We start from the raw sequence: 12,805 nt of genomic DNA on the forward strand, positions 1-12,805 counted from the left end.
TTAGCTCGTTAATAGATTTACTCCAGCTGCCACGCCCCGCCATGAATAAGCGACGCCCCTCCCGTCCAGGCAAATAACGCCAGCTCGCGGCAGTCGGCATCAGGATATATACGGCTGCTGAGGCACGCCTCACCCTCGTTAACAAACACTTCCACGGAAGAGCTATCAAAGAACAAACGAAGATTAAGCGCGTTGCTCAGGTTCAGCGCGACGCTTCGGGTACCGCACAGGCCATACTGCGGATAGTCTCGCTCCAGCACCAGGCGCTGCATCTGCGCATCAACATAAAGGCGTAACCCGTCGCCAAGACGAATGCCGTACTGCTCCGCGCTGCTGTTGGCGCAATCCCACTGCAGAATGACCTCCATCGCATCGCAGTGTTCCACCAGCGTCATCTGCTGGTTATTAAGCGTACTTATCGGGCAGGGGAACCACGCCCCGCGCAGGCTTTCCACTTCTCTGGCTGGCCGCATCTGCAGGCGGTTATCCGCGCTTAGCGTCAGTTCGCGCGGTAAAGAGAGCATGCCAGCCCACCCGTCCTCCTGTTCCGGAAGGGGAGATTCCCACATGTCGAGCCAGCCGATAACGATGCGGCGGCCGTCAGGCGTCAGGAAGCTTTGCGGCGCATAGAAATCATGCCCGTAGTCCATCTCCACAAATTCACCTTCACGCACAAAAGGCTGACCAGGCTGCCATTCGCCTACCAGATAGCCGCTCTGGAAGAGATTGCGATGTTTAAATCCGTCTGCCGCCAGTCCCTGAGGCGAGAACATCAGCACGCGTTTACCATTGAGAGTGAAAAAGTCCGGGCATTCCCACATATAACCCATCTCTTTTTCAGCCACCGCGAGCACGCCCCTGTCGTGCCACTCGCGCAGATCGGCAGACCGGTACACACGCACCTGGCCCGTATCCCCCTCGCGCGCGCCAACGACCATGTACCACCACGCCCCTTCACGCCATACCTTCGGATCGCGGAAGTGATGCAGCCCGGGCGGTGTATCAATGACTGTCCCGTGCCGCACAAACTGGATGCCGTCACGGCTGGTTGCCAGGCACTGCACCTGGTAGAGATTAGCCTCATCGCCGGGATCGCCGTGGAATTTGTGGCCGGTGTAAATCAGCGCCAGCGTATCGCCATCCACCACCGCTGAGCCGGAAAAACAGCCGTCCTTGTCGTCTGGCCCTTCCGGGGCCAGCGCAACCGGGAGGTGCTCCCAGCGAACTAAATCTTTGCTGCGCGCATGGCCCCAGTGCATCGGCCCCCACTGGGTCGAATACGGATGGTGTTGATAAAAGGCGTGATACCAGCCGTCAAACCAGACCAGGCCATTCGGGTCGTTCATCCAGCCAGCACGCGCTGCGAGGTGGTAACGGGGATACCAGCGCAGATTAAGCCCTTCGCGTCTGGACTGCAGTTCCTGTTCTGCTTTCGTAATGGAATACATCATTTCTCTACTCTTTCGATCAGATGGTGGAAGGTTGCGGCATGAGCGGGTCAGAAGAGGACTTACCCGAGCGCAACAGGAAGATGGAGATAAACGTGGTGCTGAAGACCAGTAGCCCCATGATGAGATAGGACTGGGCAAAGCCGTATTTCTCATAGCTGTAACCTGCCAGCGGCGACAGCACCGAGGCAATCACCGAGCTTGTACAGGCAAAGCCCACCAGATAGAGGGTGGAAGAGAGCCGCTTATCAAAATGCAGGCTGTTGTATTTAAAGATGGAGACCAGCAAAACGGGTAGTTCAACCGCGTGCAATAGCTTGGTAATAGAGATCAATACCGGTCCCTCAACCAGACCCGATGCCACCATACGCATCGCCATCACCATTCCGGCGAAAATCAGGCCGTTTTTCGCACCGAGGCGATTCACCAGCCACGGGGCGCAGAACATGCCCGCCGCTTCCAGGAAAACCTGGAAGGAGTTGAGATAGCCGTACATGGCGTTTCCTTCCTGCAACGTCGGGAACTGTGAGGAGAAATAGACCGGGAACTGCTGGTCGTAAACGCCGTAAATACAGGTGCCAATAACGAAAAACACCAGCGCCCAGAAGCGCGGCAGCGTCAACAGACGTAAGGCATCCTCCAGCGTGACCTTACCGCCGGATACCGCCTCCTGCATGGCGTGCGGCGCGGAAGAGACTCTTAGGCGCGCCAGCAACACAAAAAACACCAGCCCGGCGCAGCTCGCCACCGCGAAGTTCAGCTTCGGATTGATGTTGAACAGCAGACCGGCAAAAAAGGTTGCCACCGCCCAGCCAAGGGATCCCCACATCCTCGCCTTGCCAAACTCAAACTGACTCTGGCGGGCCACGCGCTCGGTATAGGATTCCAGTACACCAATCCCGCCGTTAAACGTCAGCCCGATATAAATCCCGCCGAAAATACTGCCGAGCAACACGTTAATCTGCAGCAGATAACCAAACAGCAGGAAGGCCGGACCGGAAAGAATGAGCAGGCTGGTGAGAAACCAGAGCAGGTTTTTTCGCAGGCCGAGCTTGTCCTGAATGAAGCCGTAGCAGATTTGCGCGCACAGCGCGGAGACAGACAGCACGGCATAGATGACCCCCGTATCCCCTGCCTTTAACCCCACCTCCTGGTGAAGCCATATAGAGAGCAACGAGCCGGAAGATGACCACGTGACAAAAAAGAAAAACAGTAATGCGCTTAATAAAGGGTAGCTGTGAGAGTGATGCGTTTTCATCATGACATTCTCATGTTGGAGTAATGATGCAATGGTAACGTTAACATTTACGCTTTCTCATGCTGTTTGGCTGAATTTTAAGATGTTAATCACGAAAGTTAACGTTAACATCAAGAGAATGAGATCGCGATCAAATATTCAACACTGAGGTAAACATGACCCGGCTTGGGCATCAGCCTTTCTTTTACATCAGCGACTTAGTTGTATACCCTTTCACGCAGAGCATTAACGGAGTAAGACAATGGCTTCCCTGAAGGACGTCGCAAAGCTGGCTAACGTATCGCTGATGACGGTCTCCCGCGCGCTGAACAGCCCCGAGCGCCTTAAGCCGGAAACGCTGGCGCGCGTTCAGCTGGCTATTGAGCAGACCAGCTACGTGCCCGATCTGTCCGCCAAGAAAATACGCGGCGCGCATGCCTCGCCTAAAACCATAGGGGTACTGGCGCTCGATACGGTGACGACGCCGTTCTCGGTGGAGATCACGCTGTCTATTGAAGAGACGGCCAGAATGCACGGCTGGAACAGCTTCGTGATGAATATGTTTACCGATGACAATCCGGACGCCATTGTCGACCTTCTCCTCTCTCATCGGCCCGACGGAATTATCTACACCACCATGGGGTTACGTCAGGTTCCTCTCCCGGCCAAACTCCTCACCCTTCCCTGCGTGCTGGCCAACTGCGAAAGCGACGGCGAAAAGGTCGCCAGCTATATTCCCGATGATGAGCAGGGGCAATATACCGCCGTGCGGGCGTTACTCGCGGAGGGTTATCGACGCCCTCTCTGCCTGCATTTACCTGAGGGGCATCTGGCCACAACCCGCCGTCGTCAGGGGCTGGAGCGTGCATGCCGTGAAGCGGGGCTCGATCCGGACAGCCTGGAGCACTGCTATATGGCACTCGGCGATGAGCACTATCGCGACATTCCGGCCGTGTTGCTGGCGCACATGCAGAATGGCATTCCCAGGTTCGACGCCGTTATCTGCGGTAACGATCGTATCGCGTTTATGGTGTACCAGACGCTACTGGGACAAGGGCTTCGTATACCGGACGACGTCGCGGTGATCGGCTATGACAATATGGTGGGCATTGGGGAGTTGTTCCTTCCTCCTCTCACGACGGTACAACTGCCGCACTATGAAATTGGTCGCCTGAGCGCCCTGCATATTATTAACGGTGAAGAACATCAGGAAACCACGCGCGTAGAAAGTCCATTTTTACTGCGTGATTCCGTTGCACAGGCAACGTGAGCACCGTTTTCTGCACCTGCCGGATAAACAGGGAAAGCTTCCCTCCTTTTGTGCCGTTGAATGGCACGATTTGTCACACTCTTTTCTGCGACTTTACACACCGGGCAAATAGCCTGTAAACCGCTGTTTTTATTTGGCATAAAATACAATTTTCATTTTAAAAAAGGGGATATTTCCTCGCTATACACACGTGTCACAATACAGTAAACAAATTAACCATTGAGCCCCGTGGCAAAAGGCTCTATATTGGCGGCGTTTTTTTCAGGCCCCTTCTGTTTTTTAACTTTTTATTCAATCGTGGCTCATAACGAAGCGGCGGTTGTAGGAGTGATATGATGACGGATAAAGTCCGTATTGACACCGTAGATGCCCACAAAAGCAACGAAACCTATCTGGCCCGTCAGGCCGAGTTCGAATCTAACGTCAGGAGTTATCCGCGCAAACTGCCTTTAGCCATCACTAAAGCAGAAGGCGTGTGGATCACCGATGCAGATAATAAAGAATACCTTGACTGTTTAGCAGGTGCAGGGACCCTTGCGCTTGGCCATAACCATCCTGATGTGCTGAAAAGCATCCAAAATGTCATTACCAGCGGCTTGCCGTTACATACTCTGGATCTGACAACGCCTCTGAAAGACGCGTTTTCCGAATACCTGCTCTCTCTGCTGCCTGGCCAGGGCAAAGAGTACTGCCTGCAGTTCACCGGTCCATCCGGGGCTGACGCCGTTGAAGCAGCGCTGAAGCTGGCGAAAAAAGTGACCGGCCGTAGCGGTATCATCAGCTTCTCTGGTGGTTACCACGGCATGACCCACGGCGCACTGTCCGTGACCGGCAACCTGTCTCCGAAAGAAGCGGTAGACGGTATGATGCCAGAAGTGCAGTTCATGCCTTACCCGCACGAATACCGTTGCCCGCTGGGTATCGGTGGTGAAGCGGGCGTGAAAGCGCTGACTTACTACTTCGATAACCTGATCAACGACGTTGAAAGCGGCGTGCGTAAACCTGCTGCGGTGATCCTGGAAGCGGTTCAGGGCGAAGGCGGCGTGAACCCGGCTCCGGCTGAATGGCTGCAGCGTATCCGTAAAGTGACTCAGGAACACGGCATTCTGCTGATCCTCGACGAAGTTCAGGCTGGCTTTGCCCGTACCGGTAAATTCTTCGCCTTCGAACACGCGGGCATTGAGCCAGACATCATCGTGATGTCTAAAGCCGTCGGTGGCGGTCTGCCGCTGGCCGTGCTCGGTATCAAAAAGCAGTTCGACGCATGGGCGCCAGGTCACCACACCGGTACCTTCCGCGGCAACCAGCTGGCGATGGCAACCGGTCTGACGACGCTGAAAATCCTGAAAGACCAGAACATCGCAGGCAAAGTGGCGGCACAGGGCGAATGGCTGAAAGGCCAGCTGAAAGAGATGGCGAAACGTTATCCGGTTATCGGCCACGTGCGCGGTCTGGGCATGATGATCGGTATTGAGATCGTTAAGCCGCACGAAGCCGCTGACCACATGGGCTGCTTCCCGGGCGACGGCGAGCTGTCTGCACTGATTCAGAAGAAGTGCTTCGAAGCCGGTCTGATTCTGGAGCGCGGTGGTCGTAACGGTATCGTTCTGCGTCTGCTGCCTTCTCTGCTGATCAGCGATGAAGAGCTGAAGATCTTCCTGGATAAATTTGAGCAGGCACTGCTTGCTGCGGGCGTTCGCCCGGCGTAACCGGAGTTATTGATTACGATGTCTGATTCAAACCCAATTTTGTTCTCCTCTGCGCAGAGCATTGAAGCTTACCAGCAGGCGATTGAACAAAGCACTCAGGCTGTGATGCAGTGGCTGAAACAGCCTGAGATGTACCAGGGCAAAACGGTCGCGGAACTGCGCGACCGTATTAAGCTGGATTTCAACCCGAAAGGGCTGGGCAACGAAGCGGCGATTGAACGCGCCGTGGAGTTCTTCCTGAAAGACAGCCTGTCCGTTCATCACCCGCAGTGTGTGGCGCACCTGCACTGCCCAAGCCTGGTCGTAAGCCAGGCGGCGGAAGTGCTGATCAACGCCACTAACCAGAGTATGGACTCCTGGGATCAAAGCCCGTCCGCAACCATCATCGAGATCAAACTGATCGAGTGGCTGCGTACCCGCGTGGGTTATCAGGCTGGCGACGCCGGTGTCTTCACCAGCGGCGGAACCCAGAGCAACCTGATGGGCCTGATGCTGGCGCGCGATGCGTTCTTTGCGCGTCAGGGTCACTCCGTTCAGCAGGACGGTCTGGTGGGCGATCTGCGTAAGATCCGCGTACTGTGCTCTGAAAACGCGCACTTCTCTGTGCAGAAAAACATGGCGCTGATGGGTCTGGGCTACCAGTCCGTGGTGCAGGTGAAAACGGACGAATTCTCCCGCATGGATCTGACCGATCTGGCGGCGAAAATCGAACAGTGCAATGCGAACGGCGAGCAGATTCTGGCGATCGTCGCAACGGCAGGTACCACCGATGCCGGTGCTATCGATCCGCTGCGCGCCATTGCTGAACTGGCGGCGAAGCAGAACATCTGGGTACACGTTGATGCGGCCTGGGGCGGCGCACTGCTGATGTCTGAGCAGTATCGTCACTACCTGGACGGCATTGAGCTGGTGGATTCCGTCACCCTGGACTTCCACAAGCAGTTCTTCCAGACCATCAGCTGCGGCGCGTTCCTGCTGAAAGAAGCGCGCCACTATGAGCTGATGCGCTACCAGGCGGCTTACCTGAACTCTGAGTTCGACGAAGAAGCCGGCGTGCCGAACCTGGTGTCCAAATCGCTGCAGACCACCCGTCGTTTCGACGCGCTGAAGCTGTGGATGAGCCTGGAAGCGCTGGGTCAGGAGCAATACGCGGCGATCATCGATCACGGCGTGACCCTGGCACAGCAGGTTGCGGCGTACGTGAAAGCGCAGCCTGCGCTGGAACTGGTTATGCAGCCGCAGCTGGCAAGCGTGCTGTTCCGCTTCCGTGGCGAGGTGCAGGCAGATGATGCCGGTATCGCCCTGCTGAACCAGAAAATTGGTGATGCGCTGCTGGAATCCGGCCGTGCAAACGTCGGCGTGACCGAGCATAACGGCGTGACCTGCCTGAAGCTGACGCTGCTGAACCCAACCGTGACGCTGGAAGATATCAAAATCCTGCTGTCTCTGGTTGAGCGCACCGCGCAGGAAGTTCTGGCTAAGTAATATAAAACCCCTCTCCCGCCGGGAGAGGGGTTATTCTTATAAGCCCGCCCACCACATCCTGATTTTTAATCCCCAGTAGCTCGTCCAGCCCGTTGTGGTACTGACCACGTTCCCCTTCGATACAATGACTAACGTCGGCGTCACGCTCACCTGCCACGCCTGCGACAGCGCACCGTTTTCATCATTTATCACCGGCATTTTAAGCTGTTTCTTGTCAACCCAGCGTGCAAGCTTTGCGTTATCACCAGAGCGCATGGCGATACTCACCACGTTCCCGCCCTCTTCTGCCAGCTGATTAACCGCAGGCGTGGTGTAACGGCAAATGCTGCACCAGGTCGCCCAGACGTAGATCAGCAGCGGACGCTCCTGGCTGAGCGCCGCAATATCATGCATTTTTCCGTCGATGCTCGTCATCGGCGTTGCACTAAAACTGGCGGGGAGTGTCGGTTTTCGGTATTGATCAACTCCCCACGCCACGGCCAGCGTCAGCAGAACGAGTATGACTCCTTCCCGCGCCCAGCGGCGCAGTCGATTGATTTTGCGGTTATCCATTGTGACCTCGCGTTTTAACGAAGGTCATCTTAACGGGCAATTCACCATCACGCTGTAAAGAAATGTCGCGCCAGGGTTACTCCCGGGTATAGCCATAGTCGTAAGCGCTATACCCCGAGTTGTAATAGAGCGCCGCCGATTTCACAATGTCATTAAGGATCACGCCATTCACCTTTACGTTCATCCGTTCCATACGCTTAAGGCTGGTCTCGATCTCTTTCACGCTGGTTTTACCAAAGCGGGCGACCAGCAGCGTTGTGGCTGCTGCTCTGGCGATCAGCAAAGCATCCGTCACGGCAAGCACAGGTGGAGTGTCGATAATCATGATGTCATACCGCTTTTCAATCTGCGCCATCACATCCTGGAAGCGTTCACTCATGAGCAGGTCAACGGGATGCGTAGGTTGGGGTCCGCAGGTCAGTACATCAAAACCGCCTTTCTCAAAGCGTTGAACCGCCTCCTGCCACTCAACGGTTCCGTCGAGCACGCAGGACAACCCCCGATGATTGTTCAGCCTGAACACATTGTGGACATACCCTTTACGCATATCCGCATCAATAAACAGCACCCGCTGTCCGGCCTGTGCCACAATCGACGCCAGTGAAGTACTGACCAGCGTCTTTCCGCAGTCCTGCGTGGGGCCAGACACCACGACAACCCGGTTTGCGGTATCCATCATGGTAAAATGCAAACTGGTGCGCAGCCCACGCATCGCCTCGACAAACGTATCAGCCGGACGGTCAATGGGCAGGAAAGGCACGTTGGATATCCTGTGCTTCCAGTGGGAAGTAAACAGGTTTCTCCTGCGCAGGTGCGTTTTTTTCCATAACCATACCGAGCGCGGAAGCGTTACCAGCAGCGGCATCCCGAATTCTTCAAGTTGTTCTGACGAGGTAATGCCCCGCTTGAAGGCGGAACGCACTAAAACCGTTCCGGCAGAGAGGAGCAGCCCTATCATCATGCCAAAGAGAATGATGAGGGCTTTGCGCGGTCTGACTGGGGCCGGCTGCGTCACCGCCGGGTCTATGATCCGCACATTCCCGATAGCGCTGGAGCGCGAGATGCTCAGCTCTTGCTGACGCGTCAGCAACTGCATGTATACGGCGCGCCCGGATTCAACATCACGACTCAGGCGTAATATTTCCTGCTGCGTGGATGGCATGGAGGAGACGCGGCTATACAGGCGCGCGCGTTCCCGCTCAAGCGTTTGTTTTTTCTCCAGTAAAGCACGGTAGGTGGGATGGTCCTTTTTGAACAGCTGAGAGACCTCTGCCTCGCGAAACGTCAGCTCGTTAAGTTGATTTTCCACGTTAACCACCTGATCAAGAACCGACTTTGCCTCAAGAGATAAATCGACCGAATCGCTTTGCTCTCGATAGGCATTCAGTCGCGCCTCGGCTTCATCCAGTTCGCGACTGATTTTAGGTAACTGATCCTGTAAGAACGTGAGGCTACGGGAATCTTTAGCTTCCTGGCGCGCAATGTTCTGGCTGAGAAAATTTTCGGCAATCGTATTAAGTACCGTAGCGGTCTTGCCGGGATCGTCACCCGTTAACATTAAGGCGATCATACCACTCTGTTTCGACGACTCCACAACCGTCAGTCTGCTCTGAATGGCGTTGATGGCCTCAAGCCTGGTAACGATGTTGAGGGTAAACTGGGTTCCCGGTGCCGCATTGAGGGAGGTCACCAGAAGAGAGACGCCCTCTTTAAGCAGCGCTTTTCCAACAACGCCTTCTGCCTCAAGCGTTTGTCCCTCAAGACGATATCGCCCTTGCTCGAGAACAGTGAGTAAAAGCGTTTGTGGATCCCCCTCCACAGACGGAATATTCAGCGAGCCAATCGTGATTTCAGCGGGGTTGTGCCCCTGCACGTGCTCCCAGAAAGCCCCAATGACGGGGAACAAGCGCCTATTAACCTCGTAGGTCAGCCCTAACCGATCAACGGTCTGTCCGAGGACCATCCGTGATTTAAGGAGTAAAAGTTCTGGAGCGACATCGGGTGAGAGATCGGATCTGAGCGAGGTCAGGTTCTTGAGCAGCGCGTTGCCCTGCTTCGCTTCGACCTGCACCAGGGCATCAGCCTGATAAACCGGCGTGACGCTGAAGGCGTAGATTCCCGCACATACCGTGAACAGAAGCGTAACACACGCGATCATTACCCGGTGATCGAACATCTCAGCAAGCAACTGAATGAGATCCATTTCGTTATTCTGCGGTGTCGCAGCACTATATTTGTCTGATTTAGAAGACGACATTACGGCTTCATTCCTTGTTAACTCAAACGACGAGCCCATTCCTGACTGGCTTTCCCCAATTGCCCGAAAACATATTCAAAGGCTTCACGGTTTTTGCGATACGGGTCGGGAATGTCCTGGGTTTCCAGCCATTGTCCAAATAGCAGCGATTTTCCCCGGTTCTCCGGGGCCATTGTGGCAATAAAACGAAGGTGTTCCGGCTCCATCACCAGAATCAAGTCGGACTGTTGCAACAGACTGCACGTCACCCTGCGGGCAACGTGCCCCTCCAGCGAAAGGCCGTGACGCAAGGCCACAGCCTGCGCACTCGCATCCGCCGGGCGTCCTTCTAGTCCGAAAATACCTGCAGAGGTGACCTGCCTGCCGGGTAATTGCTGACGCAATAGCCGCTCACCAATGGGTGAGCGGCAAATATTGCCGGTGCAGACCACTAAGATCGAATGGAACATGACTACGGCCACGATCGGATGTTACGAACGGTTTCGGTCAGGTCATGTACGCCGCTGATGGTGGGCACCAGTTGGGAGATCACGCGATTCCAGCGCGATAGCGGTGCCGTGGTGACGTAGACAATGTCATACGGCTCAAGCTGGAATTCCGTACCCAACCCCATGGCTGAAGCATCTTCCGCATTCAGCTGATAGATATTGGCGATTTTGTCGGTGTCACCTTTTTTCGATACCTGGCGAATAACAAAAATGCCGGTTGCATCGGCCATATTTTGGTTAAGCCCCCCGGCATTTCCCAGGGCCTCGGCCAACGTCATGCCGCTACGATCCATCTTAAGGGTGCTCTGTTTCACCACCTCGCCCATTACGAACACTTTCAGCGCGTCGTTCCGGGGAACAAACAGGATATCGCCAGGATAAAGCAGCTTATTTTGGGTCAAATCGCCATGCTGCATCAGGGCATAGAGTGAGAGGTGGGCGTCCTGTCCATTGTGTGTGAGCACGACGTTACGCCAGTCGGCATCCGCCGAGAGCCCACCCGCGGCGTTAATCGCATCCATCACCGTCAGCGGAATATTGGTTATCGGCTGTTGACCCGATTTTTCCACCTCTCCGGTGACGTAGGCTTTTTGTGAACGGAAGGAGGCTACGCTGACGTCCACCTGCGGACTCTCAATGACGCTATCCAGTCGAGCCGTAATCTCTTCACGTACCTGTGAAACCGTTTTTCCTGCCACCCGCAGTTTACCGACATAGGGATAAAAGAGCGTACCGTCAGCGTTGACCCAGTTGCCTGTATCGCTCGCGCTACGATATTGTCCTGCGGGCGTTGTTAACTCAGGATGATCCCAGACGGTGACCGTCAGGATGTCGCCTGCGCCAATACGGTATTCCCAGTTTTTGATCTGCTTGTCCAGATTAGGATTTGCCTGAGATTTCGACACGGGCGGGCGCAGTTTTTCAATCCACTCCGGCGTCAGCGGAAAAATTTCCACGCGCTTATCAAGCTGATAATTTGCCTCTTTCGCCGAAATAACTTTCTTACCTGACACACTTAAGTTCTGACCAGGTGAAAAAACACACCCTGTTAACTGACTAATACTGAGAAATAACAGCGAAAATGCAGTTGTACTTTTCATTAATATAAATATTTCTTTTTAACGTTGCGTTTATCGTTAAGCCTGTAAAAAGACCCAATCCAACCCCATGAAATGTAATCAATTATGCTTATGAGAGATGAACTTCCTGTCCTTATAAAACACACCTCACCCGCGTTTTAAAAAACAGATCCTATACTCGACCTGGTTAAAAAACGGATGTCAGCACGCTTCATCCGGAGGCAATATTAAATGCTCTTCAGAGAGAAAGCATTCGCCTCGCTTTCTAACTTTGATATGGAAAGTTATTTTCAGAATTAATTAATGAAATGATAAATATTAAAAATATAATGCATCGACAATATTCCCGATACTGATAAACATCACACTATTGGGCTACACAAAACCGTCCACTTTTGTTACATTTTTTTTCAAACATACCCTGCGTTGATACTTAAAATGGACTGTCTGCTTCGCTTTCGACGTCCCGCAGACGAAAAGTATCTGTAACGATATCACTGGAGAAAAAATGGCTAAGCGTAAACTGCTGCTTCTGGGTGTATTACTGTCTCTGGCGGGATCCGCATTCTCTGCCCCGCAAACGGCCGCTGCACCCTCCGGCATCAAGGCCTATGAAGAACAAGAGTTCATCGCTGACTTCACGAAATTCAAGATTGGCGACACGGCGCCGGCGCAGTATCAAACGCCGGAGTACACCATTAAACAGTACCAGCTGCGTAACCTGCCGGCTCCGGATGCCGGAACCCACTGGACCTACATGGGCGAGAACTACGTGCTGATCGGCGATGCGGACGGCAAAATCTACAAAGCCTATAACGGAGATATTTTCTATCACCGCTAAGACCATTCTGATCCGCCCCTGGCAGGAAAGCGATCGTCCTTTCCTGCGCACGCTCTTTCTCCACGCCCGGCGTGAGGCCTGGCCATGGCTGGACAGTTCAGACTGGCAGCTTGAAGACTTTGACGCGGCCACCCGTGACGAAGTGATTTGGGTTGCCACGCAGAACGGCCATCGCCTGGGCTTTGCCTCCGTCTGGGCGAACGATAATTTTCTGCACAACCTCTTTGTTGACCCGCAGTATCAAAGCCACGGCGTCGGGAAAATGCTTCTGGAACAGGTGCATAAGACGTTTACCAGTACAGGTTCGCTTAAGTGTCTGGTGAAGAATGCGCGGGCTGTCGCGTTTTACCAGCGGCACGGCTGGCACATTGAGGCGACGGGGGATTCTCCGGAGGGAGAGTATTATTTGATGCACTATCGGCTTGGGTAAAGTCAGGTG

General features: G+C 54.3%; 11 protein-coding genes. 5 read left to right on the forward strand and 6 right to left on the reverse strand.

Annotated elements, in window-relative coordinates:
• Nucleotides 1-17 precede the first annotated feature (17 nt).
• Together ACOTXI_RS06375 and ACOTXI_RS06380 are read right to left on the reverse strand one after the other, a co-directional pair.
• Nucleotides 18-1,451, reverse strand: a complete 1,434-nt coding sequence (locus ACOTXI_RS06375; protein ID WP_058654904.1) for a glycoside hydrolase family 32 protein — start codon at nt 1,449-1,451, stop codon at nt 18-20.
• 16 nt (nt 1,452-1,467) lie between these two features.
• Nucleotides 1,468-2,709: an MFS transporter gene (locus tag ACOTXI_RS06380; protein WP_021241479.1), complete on the reverse strand. Its 1,242-nt coding sequence runs from the start codon at nt 2,707-2,709 to the stop codon at nt 1,468-1,470.
• Between the two features lie 238 nt (nt 2,710-2,947).
• On the opposite strand from ACOTXI_RS06380, the gene ACOTXI_RS06385 reads away from it, so the two are divergent.
• The 3 genes from ACOTXI_RS06385 (at nt 2,948) to ACOTXI_RS06395 (ending at nt 7,149) form a co-directional block, all read left to right on the forward strand.
• On the forward strand, nt 2,948-3,955 hold the full coding sequence (locus ACOTXI_RS06385; RefSeq protein ID WP_021241480.1) for a LacI family DNA-binding transcriptional regulator: 1,008 nt from the start codon (nt 2,948-2,950) through the stop codon (nt 3,953-3,955).
• Between the two features lie 332 nt (nt 3,956-4,287).
• Nucleotides 4,288-5,664: a diaminobutyrate--2-oxoglutarate transaminase gene (locus ACOTXI_RS06390; protein WP_014884533.1), complete on the forward strand. Its 1,377-nt coding sequence runs from the start codon at nt 4,288-4,290 to the stop codon at nt 5,662-5,664.
• An 18-nt stretch (nt 5,665-5,682) separates the two neighbouring features.
• Nucleotides 5,683-7,149, forward strand: a complete 1,467-nt coding sequence (locus tag ACOTXI_RS06395) for a pyridoxal phosphate-dependent decarboxylase family protein (protein WP_023325650.1) — start codon at nt 5,683-5,685, stop codon at nt 7,147-7,149.
• Between the two features lie 36 nt (nt 7,150-7,185).
• Here ACOTXI_RS06395 and ACOTXI_RS06400 read toward each other — a convergent pair whose 3' ends face one another.
• The 4 genes from ACOTXI_RS06400 to ACOTXI_RS06415 form a co-directional block, all read right to left on the reverse strand.
• The gene (locus ACOTXI_RS06400; RefSeq protein WP_023325651.1) at nt 7,186-7,701 is read right to left on the reverse strand and encodes a protein disulfide oxidoreductase; all 516 of its coding nucleotides are present in this window, start codon (nt 7,699-7,701) and stop codon (nt 7,186-7,188) included.
• 76 nt (nt 7,702-7,777) lie between these two features.
• On the reverse strand, nt 7,778-9,958 hold the full coding sequence (locus ACOTXI_RS06405; RefSeq protein WP_058654902.1) for a polysaccharide biosynthesis tyrosine autokinase: 2,181 nt from the start codon (nt 9,956-9,958) through the stop codon (nt 7,778-7,780).
• A 17-nt stretch (nt 9,959-9,975) separates the two neighbouring features.
• Nucleotides 9,976-10,407 carry a protein tyrosine phosphatase gene (locus tag ACOTXI_RS06410; protein WP_058654900.1) on the reverse strand — a complete coding sequence of 144 codons (432 nt, stop codon included), beginning with the start codon at nt 10,405-10,407 and terminating at the stop codon, nt 9,976-9,978.
• 2 nt (nt 10,408-10,409) lie between these two features.
• A complete protein-coding gene (locus ACOTXI_RS06415) occupies nt 10,410-11,546 on the reverse strand; it encodes a polysaccharide export protein (RefSeq protein WP_058654899.1) in 1,137 nt (378 codons plus the stop codon).
• Between the two features lie 487 nt (nt 11,547-12,033).
• On the opposite strand from ACOTXI_RS06415, the gene ACOTXI_RS06420 reads away from it, so the two are divergent.
• Together ACOTXI_RS06420 and ACOTXI_RS06425 are read left to right on the forward strand one after the other, a co-directional pair.
• A complete protein-coding gene (locus ACOTXI_RS06420) occupies nt 12,034-12,366 on the forward strand; it encodes an RcnB family protein (protein ID WP_008500887.1) in 333 nt (110 codons plus the stop codon).
• Nucleotides 12,311-12,796: a GNAT family N-acetyltransferase gene (locus ACOTXI_RS06425; RefSeq protein ID WP_058654897.1), complete on the forward strand. Its 486-nt coding sequence runs from the start codon at nt 12,311-12,313 to the stop codon at nt 12,794-12,796. The genes ACOTXI_RS06420 and ACOTXI_RS06425 overlap by 56 nt, the downstream gene beginning before the upstream one ends.
• The last annotated feature ends 9 nt before the right edge of the window (nt 12,797-12,805 follow it).

It is taken from the genome of Enterobacter cloacae complex sp. BZL2005 (genome assembly GCF_049238885.1).
Classification (GTDB): Bacteria; Pseudomonadota; Gammaproteobacteria; order Enterobacterales; family Enterobacteriaceae; genus Enterobacter; species Enterobacter roggenkampii.

Bases quoted from the DNA above. Each gene is read 5' to 3' on its own strand.
- ACOTXI_RS06375 (WP_058654904.1), bottom strand. From the start codon at position 1,451: ATGATGTATTCCATTACGAAAGCAGAACAGGAACTGCAGTCCAGACGC.
- ACOTXI_RS06380 (WP_021241479.1), bottom strand. From the start codon at position 2,709: ATGATGAAAACGCATCACTCTCACAGCTACCCTTTATTAAGCGCATTA.
- ACOTXI_RS06385 (WP_021241480.1), top strand. From the start codon at position 2,948: ATGGCTTCCCTGAAGGACGTCGCAAAGCTGGCTAACGTATCGCTGATG.
- ACOTXI_RS06390 (WP_014884533.1), top strand. From the start codon at position 4,288: ATGATGACGGATAAAGTCCGTATTGACACCGTAGATGCCCACAAAAGC.
- ACOTXI_RS06395 (WP_023325650.1), top strand. From the start codon at position 5,683: ATGTCTGATTCAAACCCAATTTTGTTCTCCTCTGCGCAGAGCATTGAA.
- ACOTXI_RS06400 (WP_023325651.1), bottom strand. From the start codon at position 7,701: ATGGATAACCGCAAAATCAATCGACTGCGCCGCTGGGCGCGGGAAGGA.
- ACOTXI_RS06405 (WP_058654902.1), bottom strand. From the start codon at position 9,958: ATGTCGTCTTCTAAATCAGACAAATATAGTGCTGCGACACCGCAGAAT.
- ACOTXI_RS06410 (WP_058654900.1), bottom strand. From the start codon at position 10,407: ATGTTCCATTCGATCTTAGTGGTCTGCACCGGCAATATTTGCCGCTCA.
- ACOTXI_RS06415 (WP_058654899.1), bottom strand. From the start codon at position 11,546: ATGAAAAGTACAACTGCATTTTCGCTGTTATTTCTCAGTATTAGTCAG.
- ACOTXI_RS06420 (WP_008500887.1), top strand. From the start codon at position 12,034: ATGGCTAAGCGTAAACTGCTGCTTCTGGGTGTATTACTGTCTCTGGCG.
- ACOTXI_RS06425 (WP_058654897.1), top strand. From the start codon at position 12,311: ATGCGGACGGCAAAATCTACAAAGCCTATAACGGAGATATTTTCTATC.